This is a genomic window from Helicobacter sp. 23-1048 (assembly GCF_053654545.1).
This window is the reverse complement of the sequence record NZ_JBSIUT010000001.1, coordinates 1,332,302-1,355,212: the sequence shown is the minus strand read 5'-3', so window position 1 is coordinate 1,355,212 and position 22,911 is coordinate 1,332,302. Positions and strand designations below refer to the sequence as shown.

Sequence of the window (22,911 nt, the reverse complement as noted above, 5' to 3'; positions counted from 1 at the left end):
TCAAAACAATTTTCAGCTTGATGGTTTTAATATGAATAATGATTTAGATCCAGCAAACAACTCTACAAGTGGATTTTATGGCACGGTATCACGCTCACAAGGGCTTAACATTGATACAAGTTTATTAGAATCTATCACCGTGCAAGATTCTAATATTGGAGCAGCTTATGGTGGATTTACAGGCGGGGTAGTCGAAGCAAAGACCAAAAGACCTACAAAAGAATTTGGTGCAAGCGTGAGCTATCAAATCACGCAGGGAAACGCAAATCCTAAAGCCTTTAGTCTTACAAATTATCATATTTATGATTCAAATAATAACTTAGAGAGTTTTTTGAATTCTTCGAGTGCGGATAACCAACCCAATTTTATTAAGCATTTAATCCGCGCTAGTGTAGAATCTAAACTTAATAATAATCTTGGCGTTATCGCTAGTCTTTCGACTACACAGAGTTTCATTCCCTTGCAAAATGAAACTGCAGATGCAAGCAAAAAAGACCAAAAGCGTCAAAGTTATAATTTTTTCTTAAAAGGATATTATGACATAGGGGAGAATCTAAGTTTAGAGGGAAGTTATACTTACGCACCACAATACAACGAGTATTTTATCGCCACTTCGCGTAATTCGAGTTATGACATCTTAAATGGCGGACATCAACTAGCTCTAAAAGCCCTTTTAAAAAACCAAGTAGGGATTCTTAGTATGCAGGCAAATGGTAGTATCCTAGATAATTCACGATTAAATGGAGTAAATTATCAAAAATTGTGGCTTCCAAGCGCAGAAAAAAATTGGTCAAGTGCAGCCACACAACCCGAAGGAACATTAGGCAATTTTGATACGCGTCAAATCGATATGGGGATAAAGGTTTTTGAGGATTTTGAACCCCTAAAATTAGGATTTTTGGAAAATCGTTTTAATGTGGGTGGGGAATTGGGCTATGTATATGCGTATTTTAATCGCAAAGAGGATTACTACCAATTCCAACCAAGTTGGGTTGCAAGTGCTGGGAGACTTCCTGTGGGTGGCACTTGCACTCATTGGGAATGGTGTTCTGCTTCTCCTGTGATACGAGCTGGTGAAAGTGCAGCTACAAATGGCGGGCAGTTTTTTACAAGTGGGTATCGCTTTGATGCTGGCACAATCGCGCTAGATAATTATACATTTGGTGCGTGGGGCGAAGATGATATGCAACTTGATTTTGGGTGGTTTGGCGAGATAAACACAAGATTAGGCGTAAGACTAGATTATGACACTTATATGAGTAAGGCAACTTACGCGCCCAGATTCTCGCTTAACTACATCACACCCGCGCCAAAGGAGCTAACCACGCAAATCACTTTTGGTGCAAATCGCTACTATGGGCGCAACATCTTTGCTTATGCCTTAGCAGATGGACGCTACAGCTTGCATTATGACATTACGCGCACGAATGAAACTGACACGCAATGGACTGCCACGCAATATACAAACAATACAGACTTTAGCAAGCTAAAAGTCCCTTATGCTGATGAGTTGATGGTCGGTATAGTGCAAAGAATCCACATAGTGGAGTTAGGCGCAAAGTATATCCATCGATTTGGGCGCGATGAAGTGCGTATGGGGTGCTATAATAAAACCACAGGTTTGCTTGGTGGAAGTTGTTTGAGACAAAAATATAGCGCGCAAACAGGAGAATATCGCTACAATAATGACGGGAAAAGCGATAGCGATATTTTTAGCTTAAGTGTGCAAAATACTTCGCCAATACAAACTTATGGAATCTCTCATTATTACTTGCTGGCTTTTGATTACACTAAAGTTACACGCAATTATGCAAGTTACAACACAGAACTTTCTAGCTCATTAACGCCTGATACTTATATTAGTTGGAATGGAGAGCTTATGCTTTACTCAGAGCGTCCAGCGACAAACTTTGCCCGCCCTTACACCTTGAGATTTAATACCACGCATACGACCACATTTAAACGAACAAAATGGCTGCTTAATAACTTCTTTCGCTTGCGAAGTGCGCACAACACAATGGTAAGCACCAATGACGCAAACAAAGATAGCTTTGAAATCGATGGTGTGCTCACGCCCGTTACAACCTACCGCGCATTAAAGATGAAAGAAGCGTTTAATTGGGATATAAGGTTAGGATTTGAGATGAATTTATTGCACTCTGGGAGCAAGACACATATTTTGTTTGTCAATGTAGATGTCTATAATGTGCTAGATTCTAAAAATATCGCCGTGATTAACACTTCTGGGAGCTATGGAGCGACTAGCTTCTCTCAAACTCCTGTATATGAAGTAGGACGGCAATTTTGGTTACAAGTGGGGTATAAATTTTAAACAACAACAAAGGAGTAAAGATGCAACAAAAAATTACAAAAAGGATAAAATTATCAATACTAGCGGTGTGTGCGACAATAAGTGTCGTTGGGTTTTTTTATGTGTTTATAAAGGGTTTAGATTCTCTCAAAACGCAATTTGCACAGAGCGAAAAACTACAATTTTATGAGAATCTCCGCAAAATGTATAGCAATGGTGATTCCACCAAGTGGGAGAGAGCACATATTGATACAAGCGTGGTGGAGGACTTTGCTAAAGAATTAGGATTATTAAAAACTACACAAAGTTTGGATAAGCTAGATTCCATAACGCGTGAAGATATATTGGCACAAGTGCGCGAACATTTAGAGATTAAGCCCTTGCCCTTAAGCCCACCTTACCCAGAATCTAACCCATTTAGCGAGGAAAAACGCGCTTTGGGCGAGAAACTCTTTAATGACCCACGATTATCCCAAAGCGAACAAATCGCTTGTGCTTCTTGCCACGATAGGGAATTTGGATTCTCCGATGGGCGCAGGGTAAGCTATGGACACAATAGAGCACAAGGGCGCAGAAATGCACCAAGTATAATAATGAGCGCATTTGGCACACATAAATTTTATGATGGCAGAGCAAAGAATCTCGAAATGCAAGTCTTTTTCCCCATTGCTGACCCAAAAGAAATGGCGTATAGTGCGCAACTCGCTGCTAAGAAGCTTAACACCATTAAAGAGTATAGAGATGAGTTTGAAAAAGTCTTTGGCACACGAGAAATCACACAAGAGCTAATGGCACAGGCAATCGCCACTTATGAGCGAAGTTTAATGCCAATACGCAACAACTTTGATAGATTTTTACTAGGAGATTCTAAGATATTAAGCGATAAGGAGGTTTTGGGATTACATCTCTTTCGCACGAAGGCGCGGTGTATCAACTGCCATAATGGCGTGGCATTAAGCGATGATAGATTCCATAATCTTGGGCACGCGTGGTATGGCACGAAATGGCAAGACTTTGGTCGGTATGAGATTACAGGGGTGATTAGCGATGTGGCGAAGTTCAAAACACCAAGCCTAAGAGGTGTGGGTAAAAGCGCGCCATATATGCACAATGGCAGATACCCAGACTTTGAGACCGTGCTCCACTCTTATAATGCGGGAATGTATCATTGGGAGCCAAAAAACGAGCAAGAACGCAATGACCCATTGTTCCCTATAACAGATTCTTTGCTGATAAAGTTGCATTTAAGCGATGAGGAATTAGAGGCACTTAAGGCATTTTTAATGGCACTCTAAAACTTATACCCCACTTGAAACCAAAATTGCCTCCCTAGCTCATACACGGGAATTGCTGTGCTAGCTAAAGCAATTCCAGAAGCAATAGAACCATCGCTTGTGCCAAGTGTTGTCATATTTTTAGCATTTAGCACATTATAAATATCTGCATTAAAATAAAGCGTTTGCCCGCGCCATATATCCACTTCAAAGCCCAAGCGCATATCCCAATTAAACGCGCCTAAAAAGTCCCATTTTCTATAAGTATCATACGCATAAGTTCCACCATTTGGATTATTGCTACCAGCACTGCCTACTAGCACCATTGCTTCATAACCTGCGCGATAGCGAAAGAAATTATTTAACAGCCACTTTGTGCGCCCAATATTAAAATTATGCGTGGTGCTAAATCTTAAAGTAAAGGGACGCGCCCAATTTTGCGTGGGACGATTTTCATAAGCGATAATGCTTCCATTATAATCAATCATTGTTTGTTCATCATATCCTAGTTCAGTAGTAGAAAAATCCAAATTATAACTACGATATACTTTGGTATAATCAAATGCAAAGAGATAATGATGAAGCACGCCAAAGGTATTTATGGGCTCAGCATTTGATATTATGAGGCTTACAATGTGGCTTTGAGAGCGTCCATCATTGCTCCATTCCCTTGTGCCATTTACGCCATTTATGAATTTTTGCATTAGTTCATCTTTGCCAGCGCGATAAATGTATTTAAGGTTTATGCTAACAAAATCTAGATTCTGTAATACACCTCCCATTAGCTCATCGCTATAAGGGACATTAAGAGAGCCAAAAGAGACATAATTGGGGCGAGCAAATTGTCCAGTGCCTGCTAGTTGGTCGGTCCATTTTCCTGTGGCAGCATCTCTTACCCAACGCGCTTGGAAGTTTTTCTCCAAATCATAAAGTCTGTAGCTTAGTAGATTTCTTGCATAATAGCGATTTATCCCAAAGGTAAGTTGGCTTTTGTATTGCTTTGGTGCAGGCGTTACATAGTTAAGCGAGAATCTCGGTGCAAGTGTGTGTTTGCTCATATAATTATCACCATCTAATCGTAAGCCAAAACGCGTATTTATGCTACCACCTTTTCCTAAATCGATATTTGCGTCATCTTCGGCATAGATTCCATAAGTAAAGGTATCAAGCGACACTTTACCCGCTTTAAGATTGATAAGTTGGCTAACATATTGTCCGTTAAACCCATTTGTAGTTTGCCCTAGTGAGCAAGAAAATAGTCCCAATTCATCAGGGATATTTGGGTTGCACCACGATGCACCATTTAAGTTTGCATTTGCCCAATTTCCACGATAATAATGTTGCAATCTATCTCTTTTAGCGTATTGATAGCTTGATTCAAACCCGATACGAAAGGTTTGACTTAACATAGCCGTAACCAATGAAGTAAATGTCATATCGGTTTTAAATTCTACTGTGTGTTGAGTTTTATCAATATTTCCCGTGCCACCTTCATACAGGATATTATTCGCATTCCACGCCCAATTTTTATCATCGCTTCGATACCACTGTAGCCAATAATCTGCCTCACTTCGCTTGCTTTGCTCTAAGAACGAATAGCTTAAAGAGTTGCTCCATAATCCCACAGGAGTTTGCCACAGAGCCTTTATTCCACTTTGTATGCCCCCACTTTTGATATGGCGAAAGCTATCCTTTGCTAGCGCGTTAAAGTAGGTGTTATCTTGGGGCATATAGGCGAGGTTTGCTTCTATGGTGAGATTTTCAAGTGGATTATAATGCAGCTTTGCGTAGTAATTATCAATAGTGCGGGTTTGCTCTCTTTTATCACCATTTGAAGTGCCTCCTACAATGGTGCTATTATAGGCATTTAGCGGAATATATGAACGCGTAGTAGAATAACTAGCAATTAGTCCTAGATTCTTGCTCGCCCAGCCCTCTACGCTAGCACGAATGATATGTTTGTTAAAGTTTGGTTGATAGTTTTCATCACTGCTCGTAGCAAAGCTAGATAGAGAATCTTCGTGGATATAGTATTGTGTTAAGCCACTTGAGGTGTGTTGATAGCTAAAATTACTGTGCCAACCTTTAATGCCTCCCTCATCTTGTCGCGGTTTGCGCACATTTGCCTCCACCACGCCACCTGTGAATCTCCCATAAGCTGCGCTTACATTGCTATCTAGCACAGTTACAGATTCTAGTAAGCTTGTATCCACTGCTAACCCTTGAGAGCGTCCGCCTTGCACGGTTGGAGGTCCATCACCATTGTTGTTTGTTCTTAATGGGTCTAAATCATTATTCATATTAAAGCCATCTAACTGAAAATTGTTTTGGTAAAAAAGCCCTCCGCTTATGGATATGTTGGCAGGGTCAATTTCTCCGGGCGTAGTGGATTTGTACTGCGCGTTGTCAAACTGCACATTTGGGAGGATTTTTAAAATACTTGTAATATCCCCATTTCCACTTGGATTAGAATCTAACATTTCTCGTCCAATTTGATTACCACTTTGATAGGCTTCAAATTCTCTCTCCGCCGTAGCAGTTACTTTGCCTAATTGGACTTTTTGTAAATCTTTTTTATTTTCTACTTGATTGTTATCTTGTGTTTCGGGGGGGGGGGGGGGTAATTGCACTCTTTGATGATTGCTCTAACTCATCGCTTAATGCAAAGCCACATAGCACAAATGCAACACATAAGATTCTAGCGTTCATTATCAATTCCTACAAAGTGTAAAATAAAAGGTAGGAATCTAACACATAAAATCTTAAATCTAGCTTAAATAATGAGAAATAATTTTATTTATAGTGTAATATCGTTGTTTGTTTTGTAATAATAGCATTGGCTATATTATGTTTAAAAGAGTGTATCGCTTAGCACGCGGATACCCACACTAGCAAACGCGCCATTTTTCCCAAATGGCGTGATAAAGTCATTGCCATAGGTGCAGTCGATTTGAAGTTTGTCTTTTTTAAGCCAGATTCTCACGCCAAGCTGATAGCTTGCCCTCCTGCCTTGCTCATAGAATGCCTCTCCTATAAACCAAAAATGCTCGCTATGGTCATATTCCACGCCAAAGCCCGTGTAATAAAGCCTTTGCGAATAGGCGAGATTTTGGAGTTTGTAGCCTATATTAGCGTGCAAAAAGAGCTGATTTTCTAACAATGATTTGCTTGCAATCCCATACGCATAAAGCTCTTTGTTTGTATCTAAAATCCTGCCTGAACGCATATTGCCAAGACTAAGACCAAAGCTATACCCATCTTGCTCTAAATCCAAAAAGACCTTTTTAAGTGTGAAAATCATCGCAGGCGTAAGCACAGAATCTGCGTAATCCACATTTCCACCCACAGAAATTTCGGTGTTTAAAAATAAATTACACGCGGGCATTGCGTAATATTCTAAGCTCTGTCCTGTGCGTATCCACGATTCTATCTGGCAGGAGTGTTCATCGACTACGCGTCCATCATCAGTGTTCATAGGGCGCGCACCAAAGCACACAGAGTGAGTGATTGCAAGCAATAAAAGAAACTTCCACAACCTTTTCATAAGTGCAATTATAGCCAAAACACGAAAGATATTAAACAAAACGCCCTACAATCTCACATATTAAGAGAAATTTGCCAAAAAATATGATAAGCGAGGATAAAATGGATTATACAAGTAATTTTAAGCACATATACGCGCAAATCACAGAATCTAAAAGCCTTTATAATCGCTCTTATCCCATTGAAGTCATCGCTGTGAGTAAGTATCAAAGCATAGAGCAGATTAAAGCCCTGCATAAATGCGGGCAAGTCGCTTTTGGTGAAAATAAAGTCCAAGATTTAAAGATTAAATGCAACGCCTTAGAATCGCTTCATTTGCAATGGCATTTTATCGGCACTTTGCAAGAAAACAAAATCAACGCACTTATCGCACTAAAGCCTGCGCTTTTGCATTCGCTAGATTCCCTAAAGCTCGCATACGCATTACAAAAACGATTAGAATCTAAGGGGCAAACAATGCGCGCATTGCTTCAGCTTAATACTTCTTTTGAGCAAAGTAAAAGTGGTGTATATCCAAATGAAGCCATTAGTGTGTATAGACAGATTGCGCGTGAGTGTCAAAACATACAGCTACAAGGCATTATGACGATTGGAGCGCATACAAATAAGCGTGAGGTAATCAAGCGGAGTTTTGAGATTGCGAAAGAAATCTTTGATACACTTCAAAGCGATGGAGCGGAGATTCTCTCAATGGGAATGAGCGGGGATTTTGATATTGCTATTGAGTGTGGGGCGACTATGTTGCGCATTGGCTCGAAGTTTTTTGCTTAAAGAAGCGAATACCAAAGGAAGTAAAGAAGTTGTTTGTAAATAGTGTAAAAAAATACAATAAAATACTAAGAAAATTTTTGAGGAGAGAGCAATGAATAAAATCGCTGGAATCGAGTTAATGCAAAAAGTCAAAAGTGTGCGTGATATTGAATTGCAGGGCAAGCGAGTGTTGATTAGGGTGGATTTTAATGTGCCTATGGATGAGGATTTTGACATTTCTGATGATACGAGAATCCGCGAGGCATTGCCTACGATAAACTACTGCATTGATAATGGCGCAAAAAACATTACACTTATTAGCCATTTAGGTCGTCCCAATGGCAATGACCCAAAATTTTCACTCAAACATATTTTAAAACGCGTGGAGCGACTGCTTGGCAAGGATATTGCCTTTGCTGATAGCATAGATTCTATACAATCTTTACAAGAAAGCATTGCTACACCAAATGCGGTGATTTTGTGTGAGAATATCCGTTATGAAGAGGGCGAGGAGCAAAATAGCGATGAACTTTCGCGCGATTTAGGGAATCTGTGTGATGTGTATATCAATGATGCCTTTGGGACAAGCCACAGGGCGCACGCTAGCACTTATGGTATCACTAAGTTTGCTAAGGAAAAAGTAGCGGGACTCTTGCTTAAAAAAGAAATCGATTCATTTGCTAAAGCCCTCTCAAATCCGCTTAAGCCCGTGCTTCTTATCGTAGGAGGGAGCAAGGTGAGCTCTAAACTCACACTGCTGTATAACATTTTAGATTCCATTGATAAGATTATAATTGGTGGAGCGATGAGTAATACTTTCCTCAAAGCACGCGGGTTTGATATGCAAAAATCCTTAGTCGAAGATGACTTAGTGGCGGAAGCACGCAAGATTTTAGATACTGCAAAGCAAAAGGGTGTAAAAATTTATCTCCCCGTAGATGTCGTAAGCACTGATGATATAAAGCAACATCAGCATATCAAAATCACGCCAGCCCAAGATATACCAGAGAATTATATGGCGGTGGATATGGGACCTGCGACCACGAGACTTTTTAGCGAAGTGGTGCGTGATAGTCAAACTATCATTTGGAATGGACCACTTGGAATCTATGAAATAGCCTCATTTTCTCGTGGGACATTTAGTCTTGCGCACGCTGTGAGCGATACTTATGCTTTTAGTCTTATTGGTGGTGGCGATACTGCAGATGCGATTGATAAGGCTGGCGAGCGAGATAATATGAGTTTTATCTCCACAGGTGGTGGGGCGAGCTTAGAGCTCCTTGAGGGCAAGGTCTTGCCCGCCTTTGCTGTGCTAGATAAAAAATAAAGTTTATGGCTATAATACCAAATCTACAAATAAACGAAGAATCCACAAGCTATCTAAGGCGAATCAAACAATGGATATTTTTTGTGGGTTTAAGTTTTATCAAGTGGGGGGAATCTTGTGAGAAATCCGACTTATAATGCCACTACTCACTAGCAATCCCCATAAACTACGCTCTTTTATACTTCGCTTGTCCGATCTCATAAAAATTTGTTCCCTTGCTATCGATTGCCACAATCGCTGGGAAATCCACCACTTCAAGCCTCGCAATCGCTTCAGGTCCTAGCTCTGGGTAGGCTAGCACTTCGTATTTTTTGATACTTTGAGCAATCAGCGCACCCGCGCCCCCGATAGCCACCATATACACGACTTTATGCTTGATTATGGCGTCAATTACGGCTTGATTGCGATAGCCTTTGCCTATCATTCCGCTTATGCCTAGCTCCATTGTAAGCGGTGTGTATTTATCCATTCGCCCGCTTGTCGTAGGTCCTGCTGCGCCGATGACTTCGCCCGGTTTGGCTGGGCTAGGTCCCATATAGTAGATAGTTTGATTTGTTAAATCCACAGGGGGTTTCTCGCCATTTTGGACGACTTCAAAAAGCCTTTTGTGCGCGGCGTCTCGCGCTACTAAAATCTGCCCTGTGATTAGGACATTATCCCCCGCCTTTAAGTGTGCTACTTCCTCTTTTGTGAATGGTGCTTTGATTTTGATTTCCATAGTGTCCCCCTTATAGTTCAATGTCCGCGTGTCTTGCGGCGTGGCAGTTGATATTGATTGCCACAGGAAGCCCTGCTATGTGCGTAGGATACCACTCGACATTCACCGCAAACGCCGTTGTATTGCCTCCAAGCCCTTGTGGTCCTACACCTGAGCTATTTGCGATTTCTAGCAGTTCGTCCTCTAGCTTTGCGTAGCGTTCATCTTTATTGTGGCTACCCACTTCGCGCACGGCAGCTTCTTTGGCAAGCATTGCGGCTTTTTCCATAGTCCCGCCGATTCCCACGCCAATCACCATAGGCGGACAAGAATTTGGTCCTGCGAGATTCACCGCTTCGGTAAAGACTTTTTTCACGCCCTCGATTCCATCGGCTGGGACTAGCATTTTGAGTATGCTTTTATTTTCACTCCCAAAGCCCTTTGCAGCCATTTTTAGCTTGAGTTTATCGCCTTTTACGATGCGCGTGTGGATTATTGCTGGGGTGTTGTTTGTGGTGTTTTTGCGCTCAAAGAGTGGCTCTGCTACGGCACTTTTGCGTAAATAACCATTGACATAGCCATTTTTCACGCCCTCATTGATAGCGTCCTCGATATATCCGCCTGTGATTCTCACATCTTGCCCGATTTCGACAAACACCACCGCTAAGCCTGTATCTTGGCAAATCGGCACTAGCGTTTGCTCTGAAATCTTGCCATTTTCGACAAGTTTGCCTAGTATGCTTTGCCCTAGTGGCGAAGTCTCTCTCTCTTGGGCTTTTTTAAACGCCACCTTTATGTCATCTGTCTGCACACAGCACGCCTGAATGCAAAGCTTCTCCACGCTTTGTGCGATTGTGGCACAATCAATTTCTCTCATTTTTGCCTCCTAATTAGTTGTTGTGGAATGGCAAAATGGTAGCATATTATTTTGGCAAAAACGCTAAAAACTTGTAAATTTTTATCAATACGCGTATAAAATGAGAATGTTTCAAGCAATATCTCTCAACAAATCCATACAAAGATTTACCCAACATATTTTTAAAGAACATAAAATCGTAGAAAGATGTTTATAAAATGAGTTAGAATGAGATTTTCTAAAAGGATTGCGATGATGCGTTATAAAATTTTGCTAATGATTATGATGTCTTTGCTTTGCTTTGGGCAAATATGCGCGCTAGATTGGGATTCTACGGTGCTAGAGTTGAAGCGATACGCACTCTCTTATTGTGTAGCAAATCTAGAGCGAAGCAGGTATCAGCAAGAGCCTAGATTGTGCAAAAAGGATTGCTTCGTGCAAAATAAAAAACTCTTGCGCAAGCTAGATAAGAGAATCTTTGATGAAATAAGGGCAGACATTGATAAAGGATTTGAAATGGATAAAGAATTGATAATTTCATATATGACTATAGGCGAATGTTTTAGGATATATTACAACTCTTATGGGAGAATTTGCCCTACTAGCTACATAGAAAGTTTATTAGAAAAATATTGCAACACTTGTGAAAAACCTAAGGCAGATGACAAAAGCAAGGAGTAAAAATGGGCTATATAGTAACTGCAACTTGCAATGGAGTAAGCACCTCTATCGAAGTGCAAAGACCGAATTTATCGAGCTTGGAAAAACAATATGCAAATATTTCATTTTTGGCAAACTGACCCAAAATGCTCCATTCAATAAAGTTAAATACAAGGATACTCTAATGATGAAAAAATGTATTTTGTGCTGTGCGCTGTGCATAGGAGTAGCGTATGGGAAGCAGTGGTGGGATGTGGATTGGGATTTTAGGGTAAAAGAACTTAAACAATATGGACTTTCATATTGCATAGCTTCACTAGAGCAAAAAGCATACACCAAACAAGAGAGGACGGACTGCTTTAAGTCTTCTTATTTTGATGTGGATAAGGGCGAAATTGTCTACAAAGATGAGGAAGAATGTATAGTGAAGAATAAAATGTGCCATATAGATTTTAATCTTGATGAATTTGGCAATAACAAAAAGCCTAAACGCCCTAAAGGTTGGCGTTGGGATTTTAATCTTACTACGGAGAATGGCGAATGGCGGAGTTGCCTTGCGGAAGAAATTTTTTTCTTTGAGGGTATAGATGAAAATATCTTTGATGAAATCCGCGCATATACAAACGACATCAAGTCATTAAAATCGTGCCTTATTATGTATGATAGCCCTACTTACCACAAAAACATAGAAAATCTATTGGAAAAATACTGCGGTAACTTATGCAGAGAAGAAAAATCTTTTCCTAGATTATAAAAATAACAAGTTTTTAAATGCAAATTTTGACAAGAAGTTTCATTTGCCCTTGATTTAGAGTCGCATTTTTGCTTTATGAAACCGCTTTAGAATTTAAATTTTAAAGATTTGCTAAACAACCCTGCCTAGCAAATCTACCAAATCCACATTATAGATTCACGCAAACTTTATGCAAATCTAAAATGAAATCCAAAATCTTGCATTTCTCTCTTGACATTAGTCCTTAAAAAGACTATAATTCGTCCCTATAAATACTAAATAAAACGGAGCAAACACAATGAAAAAAGAGATTAGCGAATCCAAAATCTACGAGTTTCATAGGCTGTATTATAGATTAAATGGCTTGTATGAGCGACTTGATAATGCGCTTTGCATAAATGGCTATCTTTTCAAAGTCCTGCACGCGCTTTTGGTAAGTGAGATTCACACACAAAAAGACATAATGCAACGCTACGAAATGCCCAAGCAAACGATAAATAATGTCATTTTATCTTTGCAAAAACAAGGCTTTATAGCGGTATCACAAAGCCCAAATGACAAACGCGAAAAGATTATAAATCTCACGCCAAGCGGGGAATCTTACGCCGAAAAAATCATCGCAAAATATGTGGCATTTGAGAAAAAAGTCTATAAAAAGTTAGGGGCGCAAAAGTTAGAGCGACTTATCGAAATTTTTAAGGATTTTGAAGTCGCATTTAGCCAAACTTTGGAGCAAGAAATATCAAATCAAAAGGGGCAAAAATGAATGCGTGGATAATCTTATCATTTGCGATTTTGTGCGAAGTGAGCGCGACAACCGCGCTAAAATACTCCGCGATAAGTGGTAGCAAAATCTTTATCGCAGGCTTTGTTTTACTTATGGGGGTAAGCTTTGCGCTACTTTATCAAGCGATAAAAACTATCGATTTAAGCACCGCTTATGCCGTGTGGTCTGGGATTGGGCTAGTGCTAGTGTCTTGCGTGGGATTTGTGGTATTTAGAGAGCAAGTAAGCGCGATAAAAATCCTTTGCATCGCGCTCATACTCATAGGCGTGGTGGGATTAAAGTTGCTATCAAAGGCGTAAGGTTTTTGGGTGGATTTAGCGTGAAGTCATTTGATATTTGCGCCAAATTTGCACTAGATTTTACGCGAATTTAAAAAACATAAACGCAGGATTTGGAGTTGCGCAAATCGTTGCATAAAGCCATTTTGAGATTCACGCAAAATCTCATAAACCATTAAAATTCGCATAAATTTCACGCGAATCTAAGTATAAAATCTCGCCCAAACTTCGCGCAAAATCCTACTTTTTGACTTCACATTTGCCCTTTTTGCATAGTGGGCAGTTTTCGCGGAGCTTATACAGCGGGCAATACCCATACACCGCGCTTAGAAGCGGTGCTAATCCCACAAGCCACCACCAGCTCTCACACACAAATCCAAAGGCAAATATCCAAATCGTAGCGATTGCTAGCCGAATACTTTTATCTACATTACTCATTGTTGTCTCCTTATTTTGAAGTTTAAAATTTAAAGCCACATTGTAAGATTTTGCGCAAAAATTATTTGTAACAAAGTCGCATTTGCAAGTAGTTTAGTGTTTTGCCCCGCATAATTTATAAGTTTGAAAATCTCTTTTAAACTTGGCTATAATCACGCATATAAAACATTTTAAGGATTGTTATGGATTTTGCACCAAATGCGCCACACTTCCCACATTTGCTTAACAAAATGGTAGATTTTTTACGCACTCTCATAAATTCATCGCTTATTTTATTTAGTGCGCCATAGTGTGTGAATGAGCTTAATGGCAATGCTAAAGAAAATCCCCTCAAAAATCGCGCCAAAGATACACGAAATATATGCTACTTCGCTAAGCACACCAAATTTTTGCCCAATGCTTGCGGTGATGACTAAAAATGTGAGTGGCATTGAATTACTCAGTGCAAAAAGGAGCGTGTTTTTCGCACTTTTAAAGTGTTTTAAAAACACAAGAACAGAAGCGATTAAGCGCACTAAAAACATTGTAACAATGAGATATAGCGCATACAGCAAAATCTCTGGATTGATAAATACGCGTGTCAAATCAATAGTCGTGCCTACATATACGAAAAAAAATGGCACAAGGAATCCAAAGCCAATATCATCAAGCTTTTTAGGAAGTGTGTGTTTGTATTTAAAATAAGTAGTAATGATGACGCCTGCGATAAATGCGCCAAGCACAGGTTCTAAATGGAGTAATGAGGTAATGGCAATAAATACAATAAAAAGCATAAACACGAAACGAATGTCTTTGGAGTTGGTATCATCGTGTGGTAAAAGAAAGAGTTTGAGATTTGGAAACCACCAAAACAACACATTTGCCATTTTAAAAATACACACCACGCCAATTAAGAATCCACACAAAATAAGCAAACTCTCCAATAAATCAATACTAAATCCATAGTGATAGATTCCCTCTAGTGTGATAAGCACGACAATGCTAACAAGCTCGCCTATTATGCCAATTTTTAGGGTGAGATTAAGCCAAGCGCGACTTTTGCCATAATCACGGATTAACGCCATAATCATACCCAAGCTCATCACAGGCAGGATTGCTATAAAAATAAAAGGCAATTTGAAAACAATCACAACAAGCACGCAAAGCACATATAAAATCACAAAATACCATAGTGCTTGGTATAAAAATCGCTTGCCAAGCGAAAAAGAAGACTTCAAATCCACTTCCATACCGCACAAAAACATTAAAAACAACAATCCTACATTTGCCATTACACTAATGTGGGTTTGCGTAGAATCTACCACACCAATATATGCTGCGATAATGCCAAGTAAGATTTCTGCCACTGTTATAGGGATTTTAAGCACGCTATGAAGCGGGATAGCAAACACAATAAGCGCACCAAAAACAGCAAAAGAAAGTGCATATTCTTGCATTTTACTCCTTTATTCTTCTAAATGTAGTGCTTGTAGCGTAGCTTTTGGGAATAGCGTGTATTCGAGATTGTGAATGCGTGATTCAAAAGATTGCAAGCTCTCATTGGGAATCTTTGGGAGCTTTTCTTGCAAGATAATATCTCCAGAATCTAATTCTTCGCTTACCCAATGCACACTCACACCACCAAAATCCTCATTTGATTGATAGCTTTGTGTAATGGCGTTTGCGCCTTTGTGTAATGGTAAAAATGACGGGTGGATATTGATAGCTTTAATGCGCGAGGTAAAAATGGGTGTTAAGATTCTCATAAAGCCACTTAGCACACATAAATCTGGTGCAAATTCTGTGATTTTTTTTACGAGTTTTGTATCAAATTCTTCACGCGAAAGATTGCTATGTGGGATAAGCTCGCAAGGGATTGTGTAGTCTTTTAATCGTTGCAAACCTTTGGCGTTTGGATTATTACAAATCGCACCCGCAACGGTTAAAAGCACGGATTTTTTGCTTGCAGATTCTATAAAAACCTTTTGGTGCAGAGTGTTTATGAGATGTATCATATTGCTTCCATTGCCACTAAATAAAATCACTATTGTCTTTTGTTGCATAGAAAAACTTTATGTAAGATTAGAATCTAGGATTTTTGTAAGCGTTGGAGGATTTGCTGTTTAATGTCCTCGTATAAAAAACTTTCTTTAAAGCCGTCCATTTTCCCACCTGAAGCATTTTTATGTCCTCCACCATTAAAAAGTTCCTTTGCCATTGCGCTGACATCGCACTCTCCATTCGCTCTCAAGCTCACATTGCCTTTGGCGTTAATATCCATATAAAAGGCAAATTCTGTGTTTTGACGCAAAAATAAATTTGCAAGCACGCTAATGCCACCCATTGAATAGCTTAAAAATCCTAATTTGTCTTCATAATAAATCGAGCATTGCTCTTTTTTTTGACTAAGGAGCTTTGCTTGAGCGAGTGAAGTAATGCTATCCATTGTTTGTGTGGCTGGATTCCCGCCTAAGATTTGCTTTTTTAGGCAAAATAATGCGTTATCAAATTCCACTGCGCCATTTTGCTTGCCTAAAAATTCACGCGTGCTCTCAAGCAGGTTAAATTTATACTCCCTATGCTCCTCTTCAAACATAAAGCGATTAAGTTCGCTACTCTGGCTTATCATATTCATTGCTACCTTACCAAACTCAAACTCATAAGAATCTTCAAGCCAAATATCCACCGAATTTGTCATTTCTACAAGATTATGCAACCATTGCTTTTTGTCCTCATTGCGGAGTGTGAAGTTGGCATTCAAATGTTCCCATACAAGTTTTGTCGCACATTTATTAGAATCTAAGTGATACCACGAAAATTTGTTCGCACATTCTTGCCCGCTAATGTGGTGGTCAAGTAAAGTAAGCGTGATATGCACGCCAGCATTTTTGAGGTTTTGCACCTTTTGGTGTAGGGTGTTTGATTCTTGGAGTGTGAGGTTTAAATCACTAATGAGAATCATATACTCTTGTGGCTCGCTAGATTGCTTTGTTTTAGTGCGAAATTTTGCGCTAAGCATTTGAGTGTGATTGAGTGGGATTTGCTCCAAAATACAATCTAAGCGCACACCAACTTCTTTGCCATAATTGGCGTTAAAAAATACAATATCATCAAAAAACTCTCTAGCAACAAATTGACACGCATAACCATCTAAGTCAATATGCGAGAGATGAAATACTTTCATTTTATTCCTTTAGATTCTTTTATTCTTTTGCTCTTTAAGTAAAAGCCACATCAATCGTGCTAAGAATCTCAAAATCAATTCTTGGGTCGATTTCAGAATTTCCAAGCACCACCACTTCGAGTTTATGCTCTTCTAAGAGATTTGCCAATGCCTTTCTTAAGCGATAATCCACGAGTAACACCACAGGAGAAATGCCACTATCTCTAATCTTTGACATTTCATCAACGATAGTATTTACCAGCGTTTGTGTTTCATTGATGCTTAAAAGTAACGCTTTGGTGTTTGTTTGGTCTTTAAGTTTGCTTAGCAAAAATTGTTCGGTTTTTATGAAAAATGTCATTGCTTTTAGTGTGCCATCATCAGATTTGTATAAATCTGTAATAGTGCGCGATAAGCTAGCACGGACATATTCACTAAGCGCGCTTATGTCATTTTGTAAGTTTGGATATATGTCGATGAGCGTTTCTAAAATGCTTATCATATCGCGGATTGGAATCTGCTCGTGCAAAAGATTTTGTAAAACTTTTTTAATTGTGCTAAGAGGGATTTTTTGCGCCTCAGCTACCACGGTTGGATATTTATCACTCAGTTTATTCATTAGATTCTTTACTTCATCAATAGTGATAAATTCCTCTGCGTATTTTTTAATCAGTGTAGATAAATGCGTGGTGATGATATTTGGTGGCTCGATAATCATATAGCCTTTTTGCGCGGCGTCATTTCTCGCAGAGGCATCTATCCATAGCGCGTCTAATCCCATTGCTGGTTCTTTAGTCTCAATCCCATCAATTTTGTTGATAACTTGCCCTGTATCAAGTGCTAGGAGTTTGTTTGGCATTAGCTCCCCTTGTCCTATGATGACATTTTTTAGCAAGATATTATAACACTCAGGTTTAAGTTTGAGATTATCCCTAATGCGCACTTGAGGGATAAGGAATCCATAATCACTAGCAATTTGCTTGCGCATTGAGCGCACACGCTCTATCAAGTCGCCATTTTCATCTTTATTTGCAAAGCGCATCAAATCATATCCTAAGTGGATTTCTAGCATTTCAAGTTTGAGGGCTTCATTAAGCATTGCTTCTTCTTTTTGTTTGATTTCTTCTTCACTTGCTTGGATTTTTTCTCCTTTGTGTCGCTCTATATCTTCTTGGTTTGTTTGAGATTTTGTATCTTGTGGCTTGTTGAGTTTTTTGTTAAACCAATTTTCAAACAACGACACAATACTCTTTGGGTCTTCTCTATTGCTAAGCCACGCAATAAGCAAGAAAAACAATCCTACAAAGCCAAATGAACTACCAAGCACGGTAGCAAATAGACATAAAATAAAACCAACAATAAGCAAAATTTTTGAGCTTGAGATAAGTTGGTTGATAATATCGCTCGCAAAGTTTGTCCCACTACTTTTAGCCGCGCGTGTGGTCATAATACCTGTGGCAGTAGCGATGATAAGGGCTGGAATCTGCCCCACCAAACCATCGCCAATGGTAAGGATTGTAAAGACTTTCGCACTTTCGCTCACAGGCAATCCATATTGAAAATAACCAATCAAAAATCCACCAATAATATTTACCAGCGTGATGATGATAGAAGCAATGGCATCACCTTTGACAAATTTACTCGCACCATCCATTGTGCCGTAGAAATCTGCTTCTTGTTGCAATGCTTCACGCCTAGCTCGCGCTTCTTCTTGCTTGATAAGTCCAGCATTTAAATCCGCATCAATCGCCATTTGCTTACCGGGCATCGCATCAAGTGCAAACCTCGCTCTCACTTCGGTTACACGAGTTGCACCATTCGTGATAACGATAAGATTGACAAGAACCAAAATAGTAAAAACGATGATTCCAATAATGTAGTTTCCACTTACGACAAATTGCCCAAATGAGTTGATAATCTTACTTACAGAATCACTTCCATTTCCACCTTCGGTAAGAATCATTCTAGTGGTGGCTACATTGAGTGCTAAACGATAAAGTGTAACAATAAGCAAAATGGTAGGAAAAGCAGAAAATTCTGTGGGTTTATCAACATAAAGCACCATAAAAATAATCAACACAGAAAGCGCGATAGAAATAGTGATGAGAAAATCAAGCACAGCACTTGGCAATGGGACGATGATGATTGCCATAATAGCGACAATAAATACAACAACACTCAAATCCTTAGACCCAAAAATCGCGCGCATAAAAGGGTTAAGTTTTTGTGTGAGTTTTTGTGCGGTTTTATTTTTTGCCATCCATTGCCTTTATACACTCATTTTACGCTTAAGATTGTAGCAAAATTTTTCTTAGTTTATGTCAAAAACTTGCATTTGCTTATCTTTAAACGCACAGACTTTATCAAATGCAAGTTCAAGTGCGAGATTTTTGCACTCTTCATAGCCAAAGCCTACATTTTCTACGCTATGAGCATCTGAGCTAAGAGTGATAGGAATGTCAAGCTCACGCGCCATTGTGAGAATCTCTTTAGAGGGATATTGTTGTTTGCAAGGCTTGCGTAACCCTGAAGCATTTATCTCAAGCACACAGGAGTGGTTTTTGATAGTTTGGAGAGCGCGTTTGATTATAGGATATATGGCTTGTGGTGGTTGATTGTTAAAGATTTTAAACAAATCAAAATGTCCAATAATTTGGAAAAATCCACTTTTTGCCATTGCCTCAATGGAATCAAGATAATGTTCCCAACATTTTTGCGTATCAAGATTCTCATAATTTCCAAGAAATTCTGGGTTATCAAATCCCCATTCATTGAGGAAATGCACAGAACCAATCAAATAATCAACCTCGCAATTTAGCACAGATTCTAGCATTAAGTCTTCTCGCCCCAAAATAAAATCCACTTCCAAGCCGATACGCAAGTCGATTTTATCGGCATATTTTTCACGCAAGTCCTTAAGCGTTGTGAGATATTCTGTGAGTTGTGTTTCGCGCATTCGATATTGCTCATCGAAGTTCATTGGTGCGTGGCAAGAAAAGCCATAGATTCCAATGCCAAGCTCTATTGCTCTTTTGATATACTCCTCTGGCTTTCCTGTGGCGTGATTGCATAAAGGAGTGTGATTATGTAAGTCAATACGCAAGTTAAGCCTTTGTGGAGGTGGTGTTTTTTGGAGTTTTTTTAGAGATAGCCACTTTTTTTGTTGGTTTTAGGGTAGATTTTTTGGTTGTAGCTTTGGTGTTAGTCTTTGTCGCGCTTTTTATCTTAGAATCCGTAGGTTTTTTGGCGATATTTTTTGTGCCCTTGACTTCATTTTTTGTTTGTGTGGTTTTTTGGGTGATTTTTTTTGTGGTCGTGGTTTTTGGTTTTTTTTGAGTTTTGGTGTTTGCCCTAGATTGTGTTGTGGATTCTGTAGAATCTTTGTCTTTTTTTGAGGTTCTCTTAATTGGCGTTTTAGATTTTTTTACCCCTATAAAAAGTGTCGAAACACCAGCACTATAAGATTTTGTAAAGCTTTTTGTAATACCTTGTTTTTTAAGCAGGCTTTCTAGTTGAGTAAGAGAGATAAATGCCCCAATGGAGTTTGGTAGGTAATTGTAGGCTTTGAAGTTTGATGAGATTATCCCACCTATGAATGGTAGCACTTTGCGTGTATAAAAATTCATCACTTGGTTTGCTATACCCTTTTGGTTGTTTTTTAAAAATTCTAAAATTACTAATACCCCATCTTTTTTTAGCACACGGGCAAATTCGCTTAACGCAACCTCGTATTCGAGCACATTACGCAGTCCATACGCGATAGAGATAATATCAACACTTTCATCTTTAAAGGGGAGTTTTTTTGCCTCGCCTTGCAAAAATTCTATTGTTACATTATTTTTTGATTCGAGTTTTTTCTTGGCGATTGAGAGCATTTTTTCCGAGCTATCATAGGCATAAATTTTGGTGATTTTTATAGAATCTTGTTGTATTTTTTTGCCCAAAATGTCTTTAAAATATTCACGCGTTTTGTCGTTAAATCTTTTTGCCCCATCAATCCAATGGGTTATCATATCGCCACTACCACAGGCAATGTCAGCGATGATGAGGTTTTGTGATTTGATTTTTTGGTAGGCTTTTTGGCAGGCTTCCTTGCGCCATAAAATATCCACACCAAAGCTCATCGCACGATTTGCTATGTCGTAAGTAGGGGCTATGTCATCAAACATTTGTATGATTTCTTGTTGTGTTGCTTGTTTTTTCATTGTTACTCCTTGTGTAATTGATGAATGTCTTTAAACGCGAGTGCAGATTCTATACATTGCTCTAGTTGTGAGATTTGAGAGAGCACCTGCGTGCTTGCAGTGCCACCTAGACTATCTCGTGCTTGCATACTAGATTCCAAATTTAGCACTTCGCACACATTGCTTTTTATACGATTATCAATGCTTGCAATCTCTTCAAAGCGAAGTTCGCTTATATCTACGCCATTTTGTTCAGCGAGGCTTACGACTCTGCCCGTGATATGGTGGGCATCTCTAAAGGCAATGTCGCACTCACGCACAAGAAAATCAGCCAAATCAGTCGCGCTTAAATGACCGATTTTAGCCATTTTAAGCATATTTTGCGTATTGACTTCCATTGTGGCGATACATTGTTCTAAAATTTCCAAACACATATGAGCGGTTTGAATGCTATCAAAAAGTGATTCTTTGTCCTCTTGCGTATCTTTGTTGTATGCAAGTGGCAAGCCTTTCATCACTACTAAAAGATTTAAGAGATTCCCATACACACGCCCGCTTTTTCCACGCAGTAGCTCTGGGACATCGGGGTTTTTTTTCTGTGGCATTATTGAGCTTCCTGTGGAGTATTCATCACTGAGTGTGATAAATTTAAATTCACTACTACTCCATAGCACTAATTCTTCGGCAATGCGTGAAATGTGCATCATAAGCATAGCGATGTCATATAATAAATCAAGTGCAAAGTCTCGCTCACTTACGCTATCCATTGCATTAAGTGTGGGAGCGAGAAATCCTAACTCTTTAGCGACAAATTCTCTGTCGTTTTTATATGGTGTGCCAGCGAGTGCTCCTGCACCAAGAGGACAAAAATTATTGCGCTTATAAGTGTCTTGCAAACGCGTTACATCGCGCATAAAGTTTGCACACCACGCAACCAAGTGGAATCCAAAGCTAATAGGTTGGGCGTGCTGGAGGTGTGTCATACCGGGCATAATGCTATGTGTGTGTGATTTAGCAAGATTAAGAAGAGTTTGCATAAGGCTAAGAATGCGTTTTTGCAAGGCGACATTAGCACGCAGTGAGTAAAGACGAAAATCAAGAGCAACTTGGTCGTTGCGACTGCGTGCGGTATGAAGTTTTTTACCACTTTCTCCAATAAGCGCACTTAAGCGAGATTCTATTGCCATATGAATGTCCTCATCGCTGTTGCTAAATGTAAATTTATCTGCTTGGATTTCCTCTGCGATAGAATCTAATCCTTGTAAAATGGCTTGGAGCTCATCTTTATGCAAGATTCCTATGCGTTGAAGCATTGTAGCGTGTGTTTTTGACCCAGCGATGTCCTCACGCCATAATTTGTAATCAAAGCCAATAGAAGCATTAAAGTCTTCTAAGAGTTTGCTTGATTGCTTGTTAAATCGCCCACCCCAAAGTTTCGCCACTAAAATAACTCCATTAAAATGGTTTCACTATGACAAGAATTGCAATGACAATAAGGCATAGTGTAGGAAATTCATTATAGAATCGAAAAAATCTTTCACCTTTTTTACAAGTGTTTTGTTTAAGGGTTTTTATAAAATATCCGCATAAAAAGTGATACGCAATAAGAAAAACAAGCACAAAAAGTTTGGCGTGAAACCAACCACCACTTTGAAAAATAGCAGGGAAATCACGCAACATAAGTGCCAATCCGCTTATGAGAGTAAGCACAAATGCAGGCATTCCAATGTATTTATATAATCGTATTTCTTGGAGCTTGACAATAGTAGTAAAATCTTTGTTATCTGCATTTTGTGCGTGATATACAAAAAGTCTAGGGAGGTAAAAAAGCATAGCCATCCACGAGGCAAGCGCGATAATGTGAATTGCCTTAATCCATAAGTAATATTGCCCTAAAAATTCCATACCAATCCTTATTGCATTTTATAAAA

21 protein-coding genes are annotated in these 22,911 nt (G+C 39.3%); 8 read left to right on the top strand and 13 right to left on the bottom strand.

The features are described 5' to 3' along the window. Both ACWIWK_RS06800 and ACWIWK_RS06795 read left to right on the top strand, forming a co-directional pair. The coding region (locus ACWIWK_RS06800) for a TonB-dependent receptor (RefSeq protein WP_454151987.1) at window positions 1-2,332 on the top strand (2,332 nt) is incomplete at its 5' end. A gap of 20 nt (window positions 2,333-2,352) precedes the next feature. Further along, window positions 2,353-3,606: a cytochrome-c peroxidase gene (locus tag ACWIWK_RS06795; protein WP_454151986.1), complete on the top strand. Its 1,254-nt coding sequence runs from the start codon at window positions 2,353-2,355 to the stop codon at window positions 3,604-3,606. On the opposite strand, the gene ACWIWK_RS06790 is transcribed toward ACWIWK_RS06795, so the two are convergent. Further along, window positions 3,603-6,215 (bottom strand): TonB-dependent receptor plug domain-containing protein, encoded by a 2,613-nt coding sequence (locus ACWIWK_RS06790; protein WP_454151985.1) that lies wholly within the window; start codon window positions 6,213-6,215, stop codon window positions 3,603-3,605. The two genes, ACWIWK_RS06795 and ACWIWK_RS06790, sit on opposite strands and share 4 nt — an antisense overlap. 221 nt (window positions 6,216-6,436) lie before the next feature. After that, the gene (locus ACWIWK_RS06785) at window positions 6,437-7,129 is read right to left on the bottom strand and encodes a hypothetical protein (RefSeq protein WP_454151984.1); all 693 of its coding nucleotides are present in this window, start codon (window positions 7,127-7,129) and stop codon (window positions 6,437-6,439) included. A gap of 101 nt (window positions 7,130-7,230) precedes the next feature. Here ACWIWK_RS06785 and ACWIWK_RS06780 point away from each other — a divergent pair, with 101 nt between their 5' ends. Together ACWIWK_RS06780 and ACWIWK_RS06775 are read left to right on the top strand one after the other, a co-directional pair. Further along, window positions 7,231-7,899 carry a YggS family pyridoxal phosphate-dependent enzyme gene (locus ACWIWK_RS06780; RefSeq protein WP_454152044.1) on the top strand — a complete coding sequence of 223 codons (669 nt, stop codon included), beginning with the start codon at window positions 7,231-7,233 and terminating at the stop codon, window positions 7,897-7,899. A 91-nt stretch (window positions 7,900-7,990) separates the two neighbouring features. Beyond that, complete coding sequence (locus tag ACWIWK_RS06775) at window positions 7,991-9,205, top strand: phosphoglycerate kinase (protein ID WP_454151983.1); 1,215 nt, start codon at window positions 7,991-7,993, stop codon at window positions 9,203-9,205. A 166-nt stretch (window positions 9,206-9,371) separates the two neighbouring features. On the opposite strand, the gene ACWIWK_RS06770 is transcribed toward ACWIWK_RS06775, so the two are convergent. Next, window positions 9,372-9,923 (bottom strand): Fe-S-containing hydro-lyase, encoded by a 552-nt coding sequence (locus tag ACWIWK_RS06770; protein ID WP_454151982.1) that lies wholly within the window; start codon window positions 9,921-9,923, stop codon window positions 9,372-9,374. Window positions 9,924-9,933: 10 nt separating this feature from the next. Further along, complete coding sequence (locus ACWIWK_RS06765) at window positions 9,934-10,779, bottom strand: fumarate hydratase (protein ID WP_454151981.1); 846 nt, start codon at window positions 10,777-10,779, stop codon at window positions 9,934-9,936. A gap of 207 nt (window positions 10,780-10,986) precedes the next feature. On the opposite strand from ACWIWK_RS06765, the gene ACWIWK_RS06760 reads away from it, so the two are divergent. From ACWIWK_RS06760 to ACWIWK_RS06745, 4 genes are all read left to right on the top strand, one after another. Further along, window positions 10,987-11,439, top strand: a complete 453-nt coding sequence (locus ACWIWK_RS06760) for a hypothetical protein (protein WP_454151980.1) — start codon at window positions 10,987-10,989, stop codon at window positions 11,437-11,439. A 163-nt stretch (window positions 11,440-11,602) separates the two neighbouring features. Beyond that, window positions 11,603-12,172 carry a hypothetical protein gene (locus ACWIWK_RS06755; protein WP_454151979.1) on the top strand — a complete coding sequence of 190 codons (570 nt, stop codon included), beginning with the start codon at window positions 11,603-11,605 and terminating at the stop codon, window positions 12,170-12,172. A gap of 277 nt (window positions 12,173-12,449) precedes the next feature. Beyond that, window positions 12,450-12,917 carry a MarR family winged helix-turn-helix transcriptional regulator gene (locus ACWIWK_RS06750; RefSeq protein WP_454151978.1) on the top strand — a complete coding sequence of 156 codons (468 nt, stop codon included), beginning with the start codon at window positions 12,450-12,452 and terminating at the stop codon, window positions 12,915-12,917. After that, window positions 12,914-13,237 carry a DMT family transporter gene (locus ACWIWK_RS06745; protein ID WP_454151977.1) on the top strand — a complete coding sequence of 108 codons (324 nt, stop codon included), beginning with the start codon at window positions 12,914-12,916 and terminating at the stop codon, window positions 13,235-13,237. The genes ACWIWK_RS06750 and ACWIWK_RS06745 overlap by 4 nt, the downstream gene beginning before the upstream one ends. 219 nt (window positions 13,238-13,456) lie before the next feature. Here ACWIWK_RS06745 and ACWIWK_RS06740 read toward each other — a convergent pair whose 3' ends face one another. From ACWIWK_RS06740 to hemJ, 9 genes are all read right to left on the bottom strand, one after another. Next, on the bottom strand, window positions 13,457-13,654 hold the full coding sequence (locus ACWIWK_RS06740; RefSeq protein WP_454151976.1) for a YgaP family membrane protein: 198 nt from the start codon (window positions 13,652-13,654) through the stop codon (window positions 13,457-13,459). Between the two features lie 272 nt (window positions 13,655-13,926). Then, complete coding sequence (locus ACWIWK_RS06735) at window positions 13,927-15,090, bottom strand: cation:proton antiporter (RefSeq protein WP_454151975.1); 1,164 nt, start codon at window positions 15,088-15,090, stop codon at window positions 13,927-13,929. 9 nt (window positions 15,091-15,099) lie between these two features. Further along, window positions 15,100-15,696, bottom strand: coding sequence for a phosphoribosylglycinamide formyltransferase (purN, locus tag ACWIWK_RS06730; protein WP_454151974.1), 597 nt, complete (start codon window positions 15,694-15,696; stop codon window positions 15,100-15,102). A gap of 26 nt (window positions 15,697-15,722) precedes the next feature. Next, a complete protein-coding gene (locus ACWIWK_RS06725) occupies window positions 15,723-16,817 on the bottom strand; it encodes a DHH family phosphoesterase (RefSeq protein ID WP_454151973.1) in 1,095 nt (364 codons plus the stop codon). A 34-nt stretch (window positions 16,818-16,851) separates the two neighbouring features. After that, window positions 16,852-19,056: a flagellar biosynthesis protein FlhA gene (gene flhA / locus ACWIWK_RS06720; RefSeq protein ID WP_454151972.1), complete on the bottom strand. Its 2,205-nt coding sequence runs from the start codon at window positions 19,054-19,056 to the stop codon at window positions 16,852-16,854. A gap of 51 nt (window positions 19,057-19,107) precedes the next feature. Continuing rightward, the gene (gene hisJ / locus ACWIWK_RS06715) at window positions 19,108-19,899 is read right to left on the bottom strand and encodes a histidinol-phosphatase HisJ (protein ID WP_454151971.1); all 792 of its coding nucleotides are present in this window, start codon (window positions 19,897-19,899) and stop codon (window positions 19,108-19,110) included. A gap of 1 nt (window position 19,900) precedes the next feature. Further along, window positions 19,901-21,001, bottom strand: a complete 1,101-nt coding sequence (ubiE, locus tag ACWIWK_RS06710) for a bifunctional demethylmenaquinone methyltransferase/2-methoxy-6-polyprenyl-1,4-benzoquinol methylase UbiE (RefSeq protein WP_454151970.1) — start codon at window positions 20,999-21,001, stop codon at window positions 19,901-19,903. Window positions 21,002-21,003: 2 nt separating this feature from the next. Then, a complete protein-coding gene (gene argH / locus ACWIWK_RS06705) occupies window positions 21,004-22,422 on the bottom strand; it encodes an argininosuccinate lyase (protein ID WP_454151969.1) in 1,419 nt (472 codons plus the stop codon). Window positions 22,423-22,435: 13 nt separating this feature from the next. Beyond that, window positions 22,436-22,885: a protoporphyrinogen oxidase HemJ gene (hemJ, locus tag ACWIWK_RS06700; RefSeq protein WP_454151968.1), complete on the bottom strand. Its 450-nt coding sequence runs from the start codon at window positions 22,883-22,885 to the stop codon at window positions 22,436-22,438. Window positions 22,886-22,911: the final 26 nt, after the last annotated feature.

Bases quoted from the DNA above. Each gene is read 5' to 3' on its own strand.
- ACWIWK_RS06795 (WP_454151986.1), top strand. From the start codon at position 2,353: ATGCAACAAAAAATTACAAAAAGGATAAAATTATCAATACTAGCGGTG.
- ACWIWK_RS06785 (WP_454151984.1), bottom strand. From the start codon at position 7,129: ATGAAAAGGTTGTGGAAGTTTCTTTTATTGCTTGCAATCACTCACTCT.
- ACWIWK_RS06780 (WP_454152044.1), top strand. From the start codon at position 7,231: ATGGATTATACAAGTAATTTTAAGCACATATACGCGCAAATCACAGAA.
- ACWIWK_RS06775 (WP_454151983.1), top strand. From the start codon at position 7,991: ATGAATAAAATCGCTGGAATCGAGTTAATGCAAAAAGTCAAAAGTGTG.
- ACWIWK_RS06770 (WP_454151982.1), bottom strand. From the start codon at position 9,923: ATGGAAATCAAAATCAAAGCACCATTCACAAAAGAGGAAGTAGCACAC.
- ACWIWK_RS06765 (WP_454151981.1), bottom strand. From the start codon at position 10,779: ATGAGAGAAATTGATTGTGCCACAATCGCACAAAGCGTGGAGAAGCTT.
- ACWIWK_RS06760 (WP_454151980.1), top strand. From the start codon at position 10,987: ATGAGATTTTCTAAAAGGATTGCGATGATGCGTTATAAAATTTTGCTA.
- ACWIWK_RS06755 (WP_454151979.1), top strand. From the start codon at position 11,603: ATGATGAAAAAATGTATTTTGTGCTGTGCGCTGTGCATAGGAGTAGCG.
- ACWIWK_RS06750 (WP_454151978.1), top strand. From the start codon at position 12,450: ATGAAAAAAGAGATTAGCGAATCCAAAATCTACGAGTTTCATAGGCTG.
- ACWIWK_RS06745 (WP_454151977.1), top strand. From the start codon at position 12,914: ATGAATGCGTGGATAATCTTATCATTTGCGATTTTGTGCGAAGTGAGC.
- ACWIWK_RS06740 (WP_454151976.1), bottom strand. From the start codon at position 13,654: ATGAGTAATGTAGATAAAAGTATTCGGCTAGCAATCGCTACGATTTGG.
- ACWIWK_RS06735 (WP_454151975.1), bottom strand. From the start codon at position 15,090: ATGCAAGAATATGCACTTTCTTTTGCTGTTTTTGGTGCGCTTATTGTG.
- purN (WP_454151974.1), bottom strand. From the start codon at position 15,696: ATGCAACAAAAGACAATAGTGATTTTATTTAGTGGCAATGGAAGCAAT.
- ACWIWK_RS06725 (WP_454151973.1), bottom strand. From the start codon at position 16,817: ATGAAAGTATTTCATCTCTCGCATATTGACTTAGATGGTTATGCGTGT.
- flhA (WP_454151972.1), bottom strand. From the start codon at position 19,056: ATGGCAAAAAATAAAACCGCACAAAAACTCACACAAAAACTTAACCCT.
- ubiE (WP_454151970.1), bottom strand. From the start codon at position 21,001: ATGAAAAAACAAGCAACACAACAAGAAATCATACAAATGTTTGATGAC.
- hemJ (WP_454151968.1), bottom strand. From the start codon at position 22,885: ATGGAATTTTTAGGGCAATATTACTTATGGATTAAGGCAATTCACATT.